This is a genomic window from Pseudoroseomonas ludipueritiae (genome assembly GCF_014490445.1).
In the GTDB taxonomy this organism is placed as follows: domain Bacteria; phylum Pseudomonadota; class Alphaproteobacteria; order Acetobacterales; family Acetobacteraceae; genus Pseudoroseomonas; species Pseudoroseomonas ludipueritiae.
Genome location: NZ_JACTUZ010000094.1, coordinates 1 through 16,925 on the forward strand (window position 1 = coordinate 1; position 16,925 = coordinate 16,925).

Sequence of the window (16,925 nt, forward strand, 5' to 3'; positions counted from 1 at the left end):
GCGAAGGGCCTGCAACGACCCACCCCAGAAGCCCTCAACTTCGCGATCTGACGGGGCGGGGCTGGCCGGAAGCGCGGCGCCACGGCACAAGGGCAGACTTGTGCCAACCGGAGGAATCGCACCATGGCCACCGACATCGCCGCCGCCGCGGAGGCGCTGCTGCGCGCCCGGCGGGAACGCGCCTGGATCGAATCCCTGCCGGAGGGCGCCCGCCCCGCCAATGCGGCCGAGGTCGCCGCCATCCAGCAGCGCGTCGCCGAGGCACGCGGCCCGGTGGGTGGCTGGAAGGTCGGCGCCGCCAATCCGCAGGCGGAGCCCGGCGCCGCGCCGTTGAACGTGGTGGACCTGCATCTGACACCGGAGCCACTTTCCGCCAGCCGCTTCAATGTCATCGGCGTGGAGGCGGAGATCGCCTACCTGCTCGGCCGCGACCTGCCGCCGCGCGATGCGCCCTACACGCGGGAAGAGGTGCTGGATGCGGTGGAAAGCCTGCATCCGGTGATCGAGCTGGTGGATACCCGCTTCACCGCCCTGAAGGTAACGGACCCGCTGAGCCATGCGGCGGACCAGATCAACCACGGCGCCCTGGTGGTCGGCCCGGCGCTGGCGGACTGGCGCGGCATCGACCCGGTGAACCAGCCGGTGCGGCTGCTCTTCAACGGTCAGGTGGTTCTGGAGCATGTGGGCGGCAATACCGCCGGCGACCCGGTGCGCCTGCTGCAATGGCTGGCCGATACCGGCGCCCGTGCCTATGGCGGGCTGACCGCCGGCATGGTCATCACCACCGGCAGCTGCACCGGCCTGCTGATGGTCGAGCCCGGCACCCGCGTCCTGGCCGAGTTCCCCGGCCTGGGCAGCGTGGAGGCCGCCGTCCTTTAGCAGGGCTGCGGCTGGCCGGGCGCGTGCCCCCTGGCGCCGCCCGCGCCTGCCGCTAGCATCGCGCCACCAGAGAAAGGGAGAATACGCCTTGGCCAATTATCGCTTCGACCATATCCACCTCCGCAGCCCGGACGCCGAGGCGGCGGGCCGGTTCTACGAGGACGCCTTCGGTGCCACCATCCGCGACCGCATCCGCAACGGCGCCTCCCTGCGCGTGGTACTGGACCTCGGCGGCGCCACGATCTTCATCGAGCAGGTCTCGGCCGATACGCCGGCCGCGCCGGTGCCGCCGCACCAGGGCATGGAGCATATCGGCCTGCAGGTGAATGACATGGACGAGGCCGTGGCGGCGCTGAAGGCCAAGGGCGTGCGCTTCACCGCCGAGCCGAAGGAACTGCGCCCCGGCCTGCGCATCGCCTTCCTGGCGGCGCCGGATGGCGTGACGGTCGAGATCCTGCAGCGGGGCTGATGCCGCTGCGCGAGCCTCATTCGTGGGAATGGGGCTCGCCATCCTCCATCATCATCAGCCGGCCGTGCCGCACGCCGCGCTCGGAGATGACGGAACCGGCGAAGGCGCGCACCGCCGGGGCCTCGCCGCGCAGCACGGTCACTTCCATGCAGCGATCGTGGTCCAGATGCACATGCAGCGTGGCCACCGACAGGTCGTGGTGGTCGTGGAAACTGTCCGTCAGCCGGCGGGACAGGTCGCGGCGCGCATGGTCGTAGACATAGGCGAGAGTGGCGACGCAGGGGCCATCCTGCGCCCTTTCCTCCGTCACCTGCCGCAGGCCCGCGCGCAACAGGTCGCGGAAAGCCTCGGAGCGGTTGCCGTAGCCCAGCGCATCGACCTCGGCCAGCAGCGCGTCGTCGAGGGTCAGGGTAATGCGCTGCATGCCATGGTCCTTCTGCCGCCGGTGCTGGACAGCGGGTGGCTCAGGAATATGATGTTTCACAGGAAACAGCATATCCGCGGCCGCCGGCCGGAATGGAGAGGCCCATGCTGCGCCGGTCCCTGCTGGGCGCCCCTACCCTAGCCTGGACGCTGCCCCGCGTCAGCCGGGCCGGGACGCCGGATAGTCTGGTCTTTTCCTGGCCATCCAATGCCGGGCCGCTGGACCCGCATGGCTATGGCCCCAACCAGATGTATGCCCAGGCCATGCTCTATGAGCCGCTGGTGCGCTACGGCGCCGGCGGCGCCATCGAACCCTGCCTCGCGACGCGATGGGCACCGGACGAGGATGGCCGCGCCTGGACCTTCACCCTGCGGTCCGGCGTGCGCTTCTCCGATGGTACGGGTTTCGACGCGGCGGCGGCCAAGGCCAATATTGATGCCCTGCTGCGGCACCGGGAGCGCCATGGCTGGCTGGAACTGATGTCCCGCATCGAGGCCGCCGAGGCACCGGACCCGGCCACCCTGCGGCTGCGCCTGGACCAGCCCTATGACCCCACGCTCTTCGACCTCTCGCTGGTGCGGCCGCTGCGCTTCGCCTCCCCGGCGGTGCTGCGGCCGGAGGGCGGCGTCTCCGCCCCGGTCGGCACCGGCCCCTGGCGCCTGGCCGAAAGCCGGCGCGGCGAGCGCGATGTCTTCCTGCGCCGGGAGGATTACTGGGGCGAGAAGCCACCGCTGCGGCAGGTGGTGGTGAAGGTGGTGAGCGACGCCAATACCCGCGCGCTGGCGCTGGAGGCGGGGGAGATCGACCTCACCTATGGCGCCGACCAGCTCGACGCCGATACCTTCCGGCGCTTCGCCGGGGATGCGCGCTTCACCACCGCCATCTCCCCACCCATGGCGACGCGGATGCTGGCCATCAATTCCGGCCGCGCGCCCACCGATGACCCGGCGGTGCGCCGCGCCATCCAGCAGGGCATCGACCGCGACGCCCTGGTGCGCCACGTGCTGCAAGGCACCGAGCCGGTGGCCACTTCCCTTTTTGCGCCTAGCACGCCGCAGGTTGCGCATGGCCTCACCGCCCTGCCCTTTGACCGCGCGGCAGCCGCGACGGCGCTGGAGCAGGCCGGCTGGCGATTGCCGCCCGGCGGCAAGGTACGGCAGAAGCAGGGTGTGGCGCTGGCGCTGGACCTCTGCTTCGCCGGCGGCGACGCGCTGCAAAAGGCCTTGGCCGAGGCCATCCTGTCCGACCTGGGCCGCATCGGCATCGCCGCCCGGCTGTTGGGAACGGATGCCGCGACATTGCAGGCCAGCCAGAGGTCCGGCGAATTCGGGCTGGCCTTCACGGAGACCTGGGGGCCGCCCTACGACCCGCATGCCTTCCTCGGCGCCATGCGCGCGCCCTCCCATGCCGACTGGCAGGCGCAGCGTGGGCTGCCGATGAAGGCGGAGATCGACCGCCGCATCACTGCCCTGCTGGCCGCCACGGATGCCGCGGCACGGGAGGCGGATCAGCAATGGGTGCTGGCCACGCTGCATGAGCAGGCGGTCTATTTCCCCATCTCCTTCCTCACCAACAAGCTGGTGCACCGCAAGGGCCTGGGCGAGGTGCCCTTCGGCGGCACCTTCGATGAAATTCCCTTCCACCGCATCCGGCGGGGCTGAGCGCGTGCTGGCCTTTGCCCTGCGCCGGGTGCTGACGCTGCTGCCCTTGCTGCTGCTGGTCTCGGTGGTGTTCTTCGCCATGCTGCGGCTGGGGCGTGGCGACCCGGCACTGGATTACCTTCGCCTGTCCCAGGTCCCGCCCACCGAGGCGGCGCTGGCGCTGGCCCGGCAGCAGCTCGGCCTCGATCGCTCCCTGCCGGTGCAATACCTCTCCTGGCTGGCGGATGCGGCGCGGCTGGATTTCGGCACCTCCTGGGCCACGCGGCGGCCGGTGTTGGAGGATATCCTCCAGGCCCTGCCCGCCACCCTGCAACTGGCTGGCGCGGCGATGGCGCTGGTGCTGCTGCTCGGCCTGCCGCTGGGCCTGCTGGCGGCGCTCCACCGCGACCGCTGGCCGGACCACCTGACGCGTGCGCTGGCCTTCCTGGGCGTCTCGCTGCCGAATTTCTGGCTGGGCTTCCTGCTGGTGCTGCTGTTTTCCGTGCAGCTCGGCTGGCTACCGGCCATGGGGCGGGAGGGACCGGCCAGCCTGATCCTGCCGGCGATCGCCACGGCCACCGTCTCCCTCTGCGTCACGCTGCGGCTGATGCGGGCTTCCGTGCTGGGCGTGCTGGGGGAGCGGCATCTGGTCTTTGCCCGGGCGCGCGGGCTGCCGGAGCGGGGCGTGGTCGCCCGCCATGTGCTGCCCAATGCGCTGATCCCGCCCCTGACGACGCTGGGCCTGCATCTGGGCGAGCTGCTGGGCGGCGCCATGGTGGTGGAGATGGTCTTCGCCTGGCCCGGCCTGGGCCGCTACGCGCTGCTGGCCATCGGCAACCGGGATTTCCCGGCGCTCCAGGGCTTCGTGCTGGCCATGACGACCATCTTCGTGCTCTGCAACCTGCTGGTGGATCTGGCCTATGCCTGGCTGGACCCGCGCATCCGTCTCGCGGCTCGGGCGGCATGAGGCGCTGGCTGCCGCGTCTCGCGCTGCTGCTGGTGGCGCTGCTGCTCGGCCTCGCCGCGCTGGCACCTTGGATCGCGCCCTTCGACCCGGCCGAGACCGACCTCGCGCAGCGCCTGATGCCGCCTTCCGCAGAACATTGGCTGGGCACCGACCACCTGGGGCGGGACCTGCTTTCCCGCCTGCTCTGGGGCGCGCGGGCCTCGCTGGGGGCCGTGGGCGTCATCCTGCTGCTGGTGCTGGCCATCGGCACGGTGCTGGGCTGCCTGGCGGGGCTGCTGGGCGGCGTGGTGGACGCGGTGCTGATGCGGCTGGCCGATGCCTTCATGACGGTGCCGACGCTGGTGCTGGCCCTGTTCTTCATCGGCGCGTTGGGCACGGGCATGGCCAATGTCATCGTCGCCATCGCGCTCTCCCACTGGGCCTTCTATGCGCGGCTGGTGCGGGGGCTGGCGCTGTCGCTCCGGGCGCGGGACCACGTGGCGGCGGCACGCGTGGCGGGGGCCTCGCGGCTGGATATCGCGCGGCGGCATGTGGTGCCGGCCGTGGCGGGACAGGTGGCGGTGCTGGCCAGCCTGGACCTGGGGCATTGGATCTTGCATGTCGCCGGCCTCTCCTTCCTGGGCCTCGGCGTGGCGGCGCCGGCGGCGGAATGGGGCGTCATGATCAGCGATGCCCGGCCCTTCTTCCGCACCGCGCCCATGCTGGTGCTGCTGCCGGGTGCCGCCATTCTGCTGACGGTGATGGCCTTCAACCTGCTGGGCGATGCTTTGCGGGACCGCCTGGACCCTAGCTTGGTGGAGCACGGGCATTGAGCGCCCTGGCCATCGAGGGCCTGAGCCTCTCGGCCGGTGGCCGGATGCTGGTACGGGAGGTTTCCCTGGCGCTGGAACGTGGTCAGGTGCTGGGGCTGGTGGGCGCCAGTGGCGGCGGCAAGAGCCTGACAGTGCTGGCCATGCTGGGCCTGCTGCCCCCTGGGCTGCGGCAGGTGGCGGGGCGGCTGCGCCATGCTGGCCGCGTGCTCGATGCCGCCGGCATCGCAGGTTTGCGCGGCCGCGTCGTGGGGCTGGTGCAGCAGTCGCCCCGCGCCTGCTTCAACCCCATCCTGACCATCGGGCGGCACTTCGCAGAAACCCTGGGGCGTGGCGCCGCCCCTGGCCGCGCCGCCGCCCTGTTGGTGGAAGTCGGCTTTGACGACCCGGCATCCCTGTTGCGGGCTTATCCGTTTCAGCTCAGCGGCGGGATGCTCCAGCGGGTGATGCTGGCCCTGGCCCTGGCGCGCGACCCGGACTTCCTGCTGGCCGACGAGCCCACCGCCGAACTGGATCTGGTCGCCCAGGCCGCCATGCTGGACCTGCTGGAACGGCTTGCCGCACAGCGCGGCCTGGGTGTGCTGCTGGTGACGCATGACCTTTCGGTGGTCGCCCGCCTCGCCGACACGGTAGCGGTGATGCAGGCCGGGGGCATCGTGGAACAAGGGCCGGTGGCGGCCTTCTTCGGCGGCCCCAGCCATTCCGCCAGCCGCGCGCTGCTGCGCCAGCACCTGGCACTTTACGGGGAGGCACTGCCGTGAGCCTGCTGGAGATACGCGGGCTCTGGAAGGCCTATCGCCGTGGCGGCCCTTTCCGGCGCCAGCCGCCCCTGCCGGTGCTGCGCGATGCCACGCTGCACATCGGCGCGGGGGAATGCGTGGCGCTGCTGGGCCCCAGTGGTTCCGGCAAGAGCACCCTGGGGCGGCTGTTGCTGGGGCTGGAGACGCCGGATGCCGGCGAGGTGCTCTTCGAGGGGCAGCCCCTGCTGGATGCGCGTGGGCGCATGCGGGCCCAGACGCGCCGCGCCATACAGGCGGTGTTCCAGGACCCCTATGGCGCCACCAGCCCGCGCTTCAACGCCTTCGAGGTGGTGGCGGAGCCGCTGCGTTACGCCGGCCTGGGTGGCGCGCCGCTGCGGGCAAGGGTGGAAGAGCTGACCGCCTCAGTGGGGCTGGACCCGGCGGAGCTGGGCCGGCTGGCGCATCGCTTCAGTGGCGGGCAATTGCAGCGGCTCTGCATCGCCCGCGCCCTGGCACCCCGCCCCCGGCTGGTGCTGTTGGACGAGGCGGTCAGCAGCCTGGACCTGGAGACCCAGGCGCATATCCTTCGCCTGCTGACGGAGCTGCGCGCCAGTACCAGGGTGGCCTTCCTCTTCATCACCCATGACCTGCGGCTGGTGCGCGGCTTCGCGCAGCGCTGCTACGTCATGCAGGACGGGCAGCCGGTCGAGGTGGCGGAGCCCTTCGGCTCAGGCCCCGTGCCACCAGCGCTGGCGGCGCTGCGTGCCGCCGTTCTGCCTGCGCGGCCCCGGCTACCGCTTCGGCAGACGGTCGATGCCTGAGGTTCGTTTCCGCGCTTTTCTTGCTTCGCTACCGATGGCGTGGCGATGCTGCTAGGCTGACCAGCCAGGGAGGATCGGCAGGGCGTATGTCGGGCAGCAAGGTTGAGGCGAGGCACCAGCACATCCTGTCGCTGATCCGTCAGCGCGGTTACGCATCCAATGACGAACTGGCGCGGCAACTCGGCGTCACCGTCCAGACCATCCGGCGCGATGTGAACTTCCTGGCGGAGGAAGGGCTGGTGACGCGCCACCACGGCGGCGCCGGCCTGGTCTCCAGCGTCGAGAATATCGCCTATACCGAGCGGCAGGTGTTGAACCTGCCGGAGAAGACCGCCATCGCCGCGCTGGTGGCGGCCGAGATCCCCAACCGCTCCTCCCTCTTCATCAATATCGGCACAACCACCGAGGCCGTGGCGCGCGCGCTGACCGGCCATGAAGACCTGCGCGTCATCACCAACAACCTGAATGTCGCCACCCTGCTGGCGCGGGAGACCCGCTTTCAGGTCATCATCGCCGGCGGCGCCGTGCGCAGCCATGACGGCGGCATCACGGGCCAGTCGGTCTGCGACATGCTGGGCGAGTTCCGCGCCGACTATGGCATCATCGGCATCAGCGGCATCGACGAGGACGGCTCGCTGCTGGACTTCGACTACGACGAGGTGCGGGCGGCGCGCACCATCATGCGCAACTCCCGGCAGGTCTTCCTGGTGGTGACGCATGCCAAGTTCGGCCGGCGACCGCTGGTGCGGCTGGGGCATCTCTCGGAAATCTCCGCCCTTTTCACCGACCGGCCTCCGCCGCCGGCCATCCGCCAACTGCTGTCGGAACACGGCATCCGGCTGCATATCGCCGAGGCGCCGGCCTTGGCCCTGGATAATAAAACGAACATCTAATTTTCGCTTGCGAAAACGAGGGCGAGGCACCAGCTTATGCTCCCCTCCAGATCCAGAAGCGCGGAAGACGTGATGCCGGCGGACCAGAACCAGCCTTTCGACCTCCTGATCATCGGTGGCGGCATCAATGGCGCGGGCATCGCGCGGGATGCCGCCGGGCGCGGCCTGCGCGTCCTGCTGGTGGAGCAGGAGGACCTGGCGCAGCACACCTCCTCCGCCAGCACCAAGCTGATCCATGGCGGGCTGCGCTACCTCGAGTATTACGAGTTCCGGCTGGTGCGTGAGGCACTGATGGAGCGGGAGCGGCTGCTGGCCATGGCCCCGCACATCATCTGGCCGCTGCGCTTCGTGCTGCCGCACGAGAATGCGGTGCGCCCGGCCTGGATGGTCCGGCTCGGCCTGTTCCTTTACGACCATCTGGGTGGCCGCCGGCGCCTGCCCGGTTCGGAAGGCGTCGCTTTCCCCGACGGACGCTTCGGTTCCGCGCTGCGCCCGGGTATCGGCAGGGGCTTCATCTATTCCGACTGCTGGGTGGAGGACAGCCGCCTGGTGGTGCTGAACGCCATGGATGCGGCGGAGCGCGGCGCCACCATCCGCACCCGCACCCGCTTCTTGGATGCGCGGCGGCAGGGCGCGCTCTGGCATGCCACGGTGCAGGACCTGGGCAGCGGCGAGCGGCAGGCGGTGACGGCGCGCGCCATCGTCAATGCGGCGGGCCCCTGGGTCGGGCAGGTGCTGGGCCAGGGCCTCGGCATCCAGGGCGAGGCCACCGTGCGGCTGGTCAAGGGCAGCCATCTGGTGGTGCCGCGCCTTTATGAGGGCGACCACGCCTATATCCTGCAGAACCCCGACAAGCGCATCGTCTTCGCCATCCCCTATGAGCGGGACTTCACGCTGATCGGCACCACCGACGTGGCCTGGAAGCAGGCACCGGGCAGGGTGGCGATCTCGCCCGAGGAAACGAGCTACCTCTGCGACAGCGTCAACCGCTACTTCAGCCGGCAGGTCCGGCCGGAGGACGCGGTCTGGAGCTATGCCGGTGTCCGCCCGCTCTATGACAACGCGGCCAAGAGCGATTCCGCGGTGACGCGCGACTATGTCCTGAATGTCGATGCGCCTGCCGGCGGTGCCCCGCTGCTCTCGATCTATGGCGGCAAGATCACCACCTACCGCCGGCTGGCGGAACATGCGCTGGAGAAGCTGCAGCCGCATCTCGGCATGCCCGCCACATCCTGGACGGCGGGTGCCCCCCTGCCCGGCGGCGACATGCCGGATGCCGATTTCGACCGCTTCCTCCTCGGGCTGCGGCAGCGCGCGCCCTTCCTGCCGGAGGACCTGGCCCGCCGCCTCGCCCGCGCCTATGGCACCCGCACCGATGACCTGCTGTGCGGTGCCCGCGCCATGGCCGACCTGGGCGAGGACTTCGGTGGTGGCCTGACCCGTGCCGAGGTGGATTACCTGATGCGCAGAGAGTGGGCGGTGGCGGCGGAGGATATCCTTTGGCGCCGTTCCAAGCTCGGCCTGCATGTGCCGGCTGGCACGGAGGAACGGCTGCGGGACTATCTGGCGGAAGTCGAGCCGCGCAGGATGGCTGCGGCGGGCTGAGCCGCCGCGCCAGGAAAAGGGAGGAAAGACATGCCGGTCGAAACTCAAGCGGCGGCGTGCCGGCATGGCTGAGCCGCGCCATGTTCTGGCGATCGACCAGGGCACGACCTCGACCCGCAGCATCGTCTTCGATGCCGCCGGGCGTGAAGTCGCCTCGGCGCGCAGGGAATTCCCGCAGCACTACCCGGACCATGGCTGGGTGGAGCACGACCCCGAGGACATCTGGCGCGACACCCTGGCCACGGCGCGGGAAGCGCTGGAGAAGGCCGCCCTGCCCGTTGCCGCCATTGGCATCACCAACCAGCGGGAGACGGTGGTGGTCTGGGACCGCGCGAGCGGCCAGCCCATCCACCGCGCCATCGTCTGGCAGGACCGCCGCACGGCGGCGGAATGCGCGCGGCTGCGGCAGGAGGGTGCGGAGCCGCTGGTGCAGGCGCGCACCGGGCTGCTGCTGGACCCCTATTTCTCCGCCACCAAGCTGGCCTGGATCCTGGACAACGTGGCTGGCGCCAGGGCCCGGGCCGAGCGTGGGGAACTGGCCTTCGGCACGGTGGACAGCTTCCTGCTCTGGCGCCTGACCGGCGGCAAGGTGCATGCGACGGATGCGACCAATGCGTCCCGCACCCTGCTGTTCGACATCCACCGGCAATGCTGGGATGAGGAGCTGCTGGCCCTCTTCCGCATTCCCGCGGCGATGTTGCCGGCGGTGCATGACAACAGCCACCTGTTCGGCGAGACGGACCCGAAGCATTTCGGCACCGCCATTCCCATTGCCGGCATGGCGGGGGACCAGCAGGCGGCGCTCTTCGGCCAGCTCTGCTGCGAGCCCGGGATGGTGAAGGCCACCTACGGCACTGGCTGCTTCGCCCTGATGAATACCGGCGGCACGCCGCCGCGCTCTCAGCACCGGCTCCTGGCAACCACGGCCTACCGCCTTGGGGGCCAGACCACTTATGCGGCGGAAGGCGCCATCTTCGTCGCCGGCGCCGCCATCAAGTGGCTGCGGGACGGGCTGGGGCTGATCACCCATGCCTCCCAGACCGACGACATGGCCACGCGCATCCCGGACAGCCACGGTGTCTATATGGTGCCCGGCTTCGTCGGCCTGGGCGCGCCGCATTGGGACCCGAAGGCGCGCGGGCTGATCTGCGGCCTGACGCTGGATGCCACGGCGGCGCATATCGCCCGTGCCGCGCTGGAATCAGTGGCCTACCAGACCTTGGATCTGGCGGAGGCCATGCGGAAGGACGGCGCCGGAAGGCCGCAGGCGCTGCGCGTGGATGGCGGCATGGCGGCCAATGACTGGTTCTGCCAGTTCCTGGCGGACATGCTGGACGTGCCGGTGGAACGCCCGCCCGTGCTGGAAACCACCGCCCTGGGCGCCGCCTTCCTGGCAGGGTTGGCGACAGGTGTCTGGCCGGGCATGGCGGCGCTGGCCGGCAACTGGTCGCTGGAACGGCGCTTCCTGCCGCGCATGGAAGGCGCGCAGCGGCAGCGAATGATCGCCGGCTGGCACGATGCCCTGCGGCGGGCGCTCAGCCAGCCTGCCTGAAGCTGACCGAACGGTCAGTCAACGATGAAGAGGCGCGCGCCGCTCTCGGTGGAGGAGCGGTGCGCGGCATCGCCGAAATCCGAGACAGTGTAGCCCTGGCCTGGGCCGAAGGTGAATTCGCGCCCGTCCTTCAGTTCCGTCTTCAGCTCGCCCTCCAGCACATAGAGGATATGGCCGCGGTCGCACCAATGGTCGGCCAGGTAGCCGGGCGAATATTCCACCACGCGCATCCGGACATCGCCATTGGTCATGGTGCGCCACAGCGCCATCCCTTTCTCTCCCTTGTGCTCGGTGGCAGGCAGGGCGTCCCAGTGCATGGCGTGGAACGGCAGGGCGGGCAGCTTCATGACAGGCAATCTCCGGAATACGCGGCGGCAGCTTGCGCGGAGCCGCCATGGCGCGCAACCGTGCTTTCCCGGCTGGGCGAGAGAGCCTCGACGGCGCCGCCGGCCGCAGGCACCATGTTGCCCGCTTCGTTCATAAGAACCGGCCGGTGGCCAATGCTGCCTCGCGGCCCATCAGCATCGGGGTACGTCCATGGAATACCGCAACCTTGGCCGGAACGGCCTCAAGGTCTCTCCCCTTTGCCTCGGCACCATGATGTTCGGGGGCGCGACGGATGAACCGACCTCGGCACGCATCATCGATCATGCGCGTGACCACGGCATCAACTTCATCGACACCGCCAATGTCTATAATGGCGGCGCGTCGGAGGAAGTGACGGGTCGCGCCATCCGGGCCCGGCGCGGCCATTGGGTGCTGGCGACCAAGCTGGCCAATCCGGCCGGGGACGGCCCCAATGATCGCGGCCTGTCCCGCCGTCATTGCCTGACGGCCGTGGAGGACAGCCTGCGGCGCCTTGGCACCGAGAGCATCGATATCCTGTACCTGCACAAGGAAGATCACGGCACGCCCCTGGCCGAAACGGTGCGCGCCATGGCGGACCTGGTGCGTGCCGGCAAGATTCGTCATTTCGGCGTCTCCAACCACCGCGCCTGGCGTATCGCGGAGATCTGCCGGCTGTGCGATGAGATCGGCATCGACCGGCCGGTGGTCAGCCAGCCCTACTACAATGCCTTGAACCGCATGCCGGAGGTCGAGCACCTGCCAGCCTGCGGGTATTTCGGCCTTGGCGTAGTGCCTTACAGCCCATTGGCCCGCGGCGTGCTGACGGGCAAGTACGACACGCAGGCGCCGCCGCCCGCCGATACCCGCGCCGGCCGCGCCGACAAGCGCATCATGGAAACGGAGTGGCGGCCGGAGAGCCTGACGATCGCGCGGAGGCTGCGCGCCCATGCAGAGGAGCGTGGCATCACCGCCGGGCAGTTCGCCGTGGCCTGGGTGCTGAACAATCGCCTCGTCACCGCACCCATCGCCGGGCCGCGCACGGAGGCGCAATGGGAGGATTACCTTGGCGCCCTCTCCTACCGCTTCACCGCTGAGGATGAGGCGCTGGTGGACTCCCTCGTGCCCGCCGGACATCCTTCCACGCCGGGCTATAACGACCCTGCTTATCCGCTGGAAGGCCGCGTGCCGCGCTCAGGCTGAGCCAGGCTTCAGGGCAGCGGCAGCGCGGTGATTTCCGCTTCGACGCCGGCTTCCGCGGCACCAAGGATGGTCAGCGCGTCGTTCTCCGGCACCACCTGCTGCAGCCGCAGGCTGGGCCGCGTCAGGGCGACGCGCAGCCCACCGGTAAAGGAAGGGTCGGAAAGCCGCCGGCGCAGCTCCGCCATGGCGTCGTCCATGATGTCCTTCATGTCGTAGACGGCGATATCGCTGAGCCAGCCCCGGATCTGCTGCTCGAAGGCGATGCTGGCCGCTGACCACAGGACACTGTCGAGGCTGCGGGTGAATTGCAGATCTGTCAGCCGGACACTGCGTCCGTCAGGACTCAACACCGGGCGGGCGGAGAAGACCACCCGACCCTTCGTATCCGGCCAGTGCCCGGGCAGATCGGCATCGAAGGTCACGGCCAGGGCGATAGCGGGGGCGCTGGGGTAGATGAAGATCTCGCGTACCCGCAGTGTCACCGGACCGAGCGGCGTCTCCACGGGAATGTCGCGGCGGCCGAATTCCTGCATCAGCCAGTCGCGGATCATGTCATAGCCGGCACGCACGGGGATGGAGAGCCGTAGCAGGCCGCTGCGCTCTGCGGCCCCTGGAGGCAGCGGATGCAGTGGCGGCAGGAAGGTGGCCGGCAAGGGCCCTGGCGACGTGGAGGAGATGCTGGTGCGTGCCCGCAGGCCCAGCACCAGCCGCAGGTCGCGTGGTTCCACCAGCAGTTCCGACAAGCCCACGGACTGTGGGTGCAAGCTGACATACAGCGGCGGCGCCGCCGGCAGCTGCACCTTGATGCTGCGAGGCTGCCAGAGCGCCAGGGCCTGTTCCCGCACTTCGCTACAGGGCAGCAGGGTCTTGAGCTGCTCCGGCAGGCCGCGCAGAGCATCCTCCACCTGTGCCCTCACCCGCTCCTCAATGCCGATCCAGATGCCACCGATGATTTCGAGGCGAGGCGTGCGGGTCCAGCGGTAGGTAACAGCCACCTGTGTCACCGGGCACCAGCCATCATCCAGGCCAATGGTGAAATCCACCTGCGCTTCGGCGGCGGCCTCGACAGCCTTGGCATCCAGCGCCAGCAGGCTCGCCAACCCGCCGGCGAGGCCGACGGTGCCATCCAGGGCGAGGGCTACCGTGGCGCGCAGCCGGCCATTAACCTCTGAGAGCGAGATGCCGCTGGTGCGCCGGATGGTGAGGTCGTAGCGGGTTTCCGCCCCTTCGTCGCTGACCTGGCGGAAGGTGGCGGGTATGGTGCGCTCCGCCGCTTGCCGCAGCAGCTCCAGCGGGAGGCGCAGGCCAAGGGCTACGGCACTTTCCTGGTCTGGCAGCCTGAGCGTGGCCGCTCGCCGGGGCGGCTCACTGGAAAGCAGGCTTTCTCTTCCCTCCAGCCAGATCACGCCGCCGGCAGCCGCTGCCATCAGCAGTCCCGCTGTCAAACCCCATGCTAGCCACCGGCGCCGAACCCGAGCCTCCATCATGAGGCCAGATTAGCGGCGGGACGCCCAGCATGCACCCACCGCTAAAGGCTGGCCATCCCGCACCAGAAGAGGGGGCGCCCGCTGGTTTCCATATCGTACTTGCGTGCGAAGCTCAGTGTGCCGTCCTCCTCCACCCGGAAGACGGTTAGCCCTGCCGGGACAAGGCGGCTCCCCTCCCCTTCCTGTACCGCCAGGGGCGCCACGGCGGCCGTGACCAGCATGCGGCCTTGTGGGTGAATGGCAAAGGTGCGGCAATGGAAGCTCTGGGTATCGATTGTCTGGACCAGCTTCGGCTCTCCGGAGGTGAGGTCCAGGGTGAAGCAGGCAACGGTGTTCTCACCTTCTGCATGCACCTTGTCGGTGCCGAAGTCGCGTGTGCTGTCGGAGCGGTTCACAAGATAGAGGTGCCGTCCATCTGGATGCAGATGTATTGGGCCAAGATACTGTGTCGGAGCTTTGCTGCGGGCCCACTGCAGCGCGGTGTCTCGGACAAAGAGTGGCCGGGGTGAAATACCTTCCTCGCCCACATGGTAGGTCAGGAGCTGGTTGCTCCGCTCCATTGAGACATAGAGCCATGGCCGATCTGGATGAAAATCCACGTGGCGTGGCCCGAATTCCAGACCACCGCCTTCCGTCACCATGGCCAGCGGCGACAGCTGACCATCTTGGAAGCGGAAGACGCGCAGCGCGCCAGGGTCTCCTGCGATGTCCGCACCGGCATCATTGCCGCGCGCGGAAAGCACCACCAGGCGGCCGGACGGTGCCACGCGCACCTGATGAGCATAGATGCCAGCATCCACCGGCACCGCTTGCTGCACCTCACCGCCAATGGTGCCGTCCTTTGCCAGCCTGTGGACAGTAAGGGCGGAGGGCGTGTTGTAGACAACAAGCAAAAAATGCCCTGTGGGATCCACTGTCAAATGGATAGGTCTACTTGCCAGGAAGACCGGCGTGCCAATCGGCGAAAGCGCGCCTGTCAGACGGTTTATCCGGTAGACCTGTACGCCATGCCGGTCATCACGTGGCGACGTGGGGCGATTGCTGAAGCCAACGTACAGCAGCGGAAGGCGGGGATGCGGATAGGCATACTGCACCGCTTCCGGAACCATGACGCTAGACAGGCGCTCAAGCGTCAATTCTGCTGCGTCCACCGTATGGGCGATGATCTCTGCGCCTACGGCCGCATAGAATGCAGCTTTCCCTTCTCTTTCAGGCAAAATGGCAGCTCCGCTGGCGCAGGTCAGGTCGAGAACAAGACAGGAGCATGTTCTGCAACTGGGCTGAAGGCTACCAGGAACTTATAGAAAGCCGTGTACCTTAGCAGCATCCTACCGCGATACAGGGTCACCATTAGCCTGCACGTAGCAGGGTGATCCCGTATCTTTATGGAAGATATATGCCGGTGCTGTCCGACGGACAGGCACAAGCCATTAAGAGAACCACTTTATGTTCGTGGACGCTGTATGCTAAATAATAATTGAAATGAATTTCTTTTTATTAATCAGGCCTGCCGTCGATAACTATGGCATCAGAATATCGAAGCAGATTTGCCTCAATCTCCTTTATCTGGTTGGTGATAGCGCTTGCCTGCTGCTGGAGCTTTTCCAACTTCCCTCTCAGCTCGTCACGCTCACGCTCGAGCAACGCGCGCCGGCCCAGCGCTTCAAACCTCTGGCGATCAATAGCCTTCTTGAATTCTATGATAGCCCGACGACTGACGTCAGGACTGACCAAGCCATTTCGGCGAGCCTCCAAAAGCTGAGCATTGCTTAGCGTCGTAAGATGGTAAGCAACGCTATAGGTCCTCGGCAGCTCATTTGGCTTCAGCACACCGCTGTCAACGGCCCTGGCGACGCTCATCAACTGATGAGCAACGTTATAGCCGAAGGGAAGCTTGGCAATAACTTCACGTTCGAAGGCTTTAGGAAATTTATCCTTGGTCTTTAGGAGGTAACGTCCTATCGCCAGAAACTTCTCTTGTGCTTGGCGCCAAAGGCTTGTGATTTCCTCGACGGCTTTCTCAGGGCTTTCTATACGGCCGACAGCATTCTCCACTTTAGAGACGCGTGGATCGTCGACCACATCGCTGTTAGAGGATCTGGCTACTTCTTTATGGCGTGCCAGTTTGGCTTTACTGAAGGCCATTAGCGCACCTCCGCCATATTACGCACAAAGTGCCACACGCTCTCAAAGTCGTCGGCTCCCTTCGCTCCGCGCACTTCCACTACCCCTACTCCATAGCCGTGCGAGTTGTTGATGTCTTCGAACTGTCGCACCGGCACAGGACAAAGCAAACCCGCCGCGTTGAGATGCCGCTGCGCGTCACGATAGCTTAGTGTGCCCACAGCGGCTTCATCGCCATCTGCATGCCGCGTGGTAACACGAGTGTTCGCGCGATTGATCACAAAGGCAGCACGGACGTTCCTACGGCGCAGGAGGCCCATCCACTCGATGACACTCTCCACATCTGCTGAACCTGTTGTGGAGGGGACGAGTACGAGATCCGAATGCTCCATGAGTATCTTTGTCTGGTCCGGTACGTACTCGACGGCAGGTGGAGTGTCGACGATCACAAGATCGAGCCCCTTTTTCTGCTGGAGTTCCTGAATGGCCTCCTCAACTTCAGCAAGCGGGCGCGTCAGCAGGAGCAGATGACGCGCCTCCTCCGGCCTACGCAGATGCCATTTAGTCAGGCTTCGTTGCAGATCTGTGTCTAGGAGAGCGACGTGTAATCCGTCGCGAGCAGCGAGTTCGGCTAGATTAAGGGCGAGGGTGGTCTTTCCTACTCCTCCCTTGGGAGACTGGATCGAGATCCACCGAGGGGCTGGTCCAGCGCCACGATTGCGCTCGACGGCATTCGTGGCAGCTCGTTTATTGGGTGCCGTAGGCTTTCTGGGTTTACTCATAATCTAACCGCCGTGATTCCCTGAACGTCGTAGGGAATACGTGCTTCAGGGACCTTCAGCAACAATCCCTACGGAGATGATGAACCTCTAACGCGGTTAGAGGTTGGAGTTGCCGATAAGGAGCGACATGATTCAGGGCCTGTTAGATCTTGATCCAAACGGCGGCGGCTGCGAGGCAGAGGATG

The 16,925-nt window shown here is 67.5% G+C and carries 17 protein-coding genes; 11 read left to right on the top strand and 6 right to left on the bottom strand.

Translation table 11 applies throughout. The annotated features are described in order from the left end of the window. Positions 1 to 123: 123 nt before the first annotated feature. Both IBL25_RS17395 and IBL25_RS17400 read left to right on the top strand, forming a co-directional pair. Complete coding sequence (locus IBL25_RS17395; protein WP_187779803.1) at positions 124 to 879, top strand: 2-keto-4-pentenoate hydratase; 756 nt, start codon at positions 124 to 126, stop codon at positions 877 to 879. Between the two features lie 88 nt (positions 880 to 967). Continuing rightward, on the top strand, positions 968 to 1,348 hold the full coding sequence (locus tag IBL25_RS17400) for a VOC family protein (protein WP_187779804.1): 381 nt from the start codon (positions 968 to 970) through the stop codon (positions 1,346 to 1,348). Positions 1,349 to 1,364: 16 nt separating this feature from the next. Here IBL25_RS17400 and nikR read toward each other — a convergent pair whose 3' ends face one another. Continuing rightward, entirely contained in the window at positions 1,365 to 1,772 is a 408-nt protein-coding gene (gene nikR, locus IBL25_RS17405) for a nickel-responsive transcriptional regulator NikR (RefSeq protein WP_187779805.1), read from the bottom strand. A 104-nt stretch (positions 1,773 to 1,876) separates the two neighbouring features. Between nikR and nikA the strand changes: the two genes are divergently transcribed. From nikA to glpK, 8 genes are all read left to right on the top strand, one after another. Then, entirely contained in the window at positions 1,877 to 3,433 is a 1,557-nt protein-coding gene (gene nikA / locus IBL25_RS17410; protein ID WP_187779806.1) for a nickel ABC transporter substrate-binding protein, read from the top strand. Next, on the top strand, positions 3,399 to 4,379 hold the full coding sequence (nikB, locus tag IBL25_RS17415) for a nickel ABC transporter permease subunit NikB (protein WP_194433753.1): 981 nt from the start codon (positions 3,399 to 3,401) through the stop codon (positions 4,377 to 4,379). Before nikA ends, nikB begins: the two co-directional genes overlap by 35 nt. Beyond that, entirely contained in the window at positions 4,376 to 5,191 is an 816-nt protein-coding gene (gene nikC, locus IBL25_RS17420; RefSeq protein WP_187779807.1) for a nickel ABC transporter permease subunit NikC, read from the top strand. Before nikB ends, nikC begins: the two co-directional genes overlap by 4 nt. Beyond that, positions 5,188 to 5,949 carry an ATP-binding cassette domain-containing protein gene (locus IBL25_RS17425; protein ID WP_238940505.1) on the top strand — a complete coding sequence of 254 codons (762 nt, stop codon included), beginning with the start codon at positions 5,188 to 5,190 and terminating at the stop codon, positions 5,947 to 5,949. The genes nikC and IBL25_RS17425 overlap by 4 nt, the downstream gene beginning before the upstream one ends. Beyond that, complete coding sequence (locus tag IBL25_RS17430; protein WP_187779808.1) at positions 5,946 to 6,749, top strand: ABC transporter ATP-binding protein; 804 nt, start codon at positions 5,946 to 5,948, stop codon at positions 6,747 to 6,749. Before IBL25_RS17425 ends, IBL25_RS17430 begins: the two co-directional genes overlap by 4 nt. An 86-nt stretch (positions 6,750 to 6,835) precedes the next feature. Continuing rightward, positions 6,836 to 7,642: a DeoR/GlpR family DNA-binding transcription regulator gene (locus tag IBL25_RS17435; protein ID WP_187779809.1), complete on the top strand. Its 807-nt coding sequence runs from the start codon at positions 6,836 to 6,838 to the stop codon at positions 7,640 to 7,642. 72 nt (positions 7,643 to 7,714) lie between these two features. Beyond that, complete coding sequence (gene glpD, locus IBL25_RS17440; protein ID WP_187779810.1) at positions 7,715 to 9,247, top strand: glycerol-3-phosphate dehydrogenase; 1,533 nt, start codon at positions 7,715 to 7,717, stop codon at positions 9,245 to 9,247. A 64-nt stretch (positions 9,248 to 9,311) separates the two neighbouring features. Continuing rightward, complete coding sequence (glpK, locus tag IBL25_RS17445) at positions 9,312 to 10,799, top strand: glycerol kinase GlpK (protein ID WP_187779811.1); 1,488 nt, start codon at positions 9,312 to 9,314, stop codon at positions 10,797 to 10,799. Between the two features lie 14 nt (positions 10,800 to 10,813). Here glpK and IBL25_RS17450 read toward each other — a convergent pair whose 3' ends face one another. Further along, on the bottom strand, positions 10,814 to 11,146 hold the full coding sequence (locus IBL25_RS17450; RefSeq protein WP_187779812.1) for a DHCW motif cupin fold protein: 333 nt from the start codon (positions 11,144 to 11,146) through the stop codon (positions 10,814 to 10,816). A 190-nt stretch (positions 11,147 to 11,336) separates the two neighbouring features. Between IBL25_RS17450 and IBL25_RS17455 the strand changes: the two genes are divergently transcribed. Then, positions 11,337 to 12,347: an aldo/keto reductase gene (locus IBL25_RS17455; protein ID WP_187779813.1), complete on the top strand. Its 1,011-nt coding sequence runs from the start codon at positions 11,337 to 11,339 to the stop codon at positions 12,345 to 12,347. Positions 12,348 to 12,355: 8 nt separating this feature from the next. Here IBL25_RS17455 and IBL25_RS17460 read toward each other — a convergent pair whose 3' ends face one another. The 4 genes from IBL25_RS17460 to IBL25_RS17475 form a co-directional block, all read right to left on the bottom strand. Beyond that, complete coding sequence (locus IBL25_RS17460) at positions 12,356 to 13,774, bottom strand: DUF4403 family protein (RefSeq protein ID WP_238940506.1); 1,419 nt, start codon at positions 13,772 to 13,774, stop codon at positions 12,356 to 12,358. A gap of 101 nt (positions 13,775 to 13,875) precedes the next feature. Further along, positions 13,876 to 15,051, bottom strand: coding sequence for a lactonase family protein (locus tag IBL25_RS17465; RefSeq protein WP_187779815.1), 1,176 nt, complete (start codon positions 15,049 to 15,051; stop codon positions 13,876 to 13,878). A gap of 280 nt (positions 15,052 to 15,331) precedes the next feature. Then, a complete protein-coding gene (locus IBL25_RS17470) occupies positions 15,332 to 15,979 on the bottom strand; it encodes a hypothetical protein (RefSeq protein WP_187779816.1) in 648 nt (215 codons plus the stop codon). Then, the gene (locus IBL25_RS17475; protein ID WP_187779817.1) at positions 15,979 to 16,740 is read right to left on the bottom strand and encodes a ParA family protein; all 762 of its coding nucleotides are present in this window, start codon (positions 16,738 to 16,740) and stop codon (positions 15,979 to 15,981) included. Before IBL25_RS17475 ends, IBL25_RS17470 begins: the two co-directional genes overlap by 1 nt. Between the last annotated feature and the right edge of the window lie 185 nt (positions 16,741 to 16,925).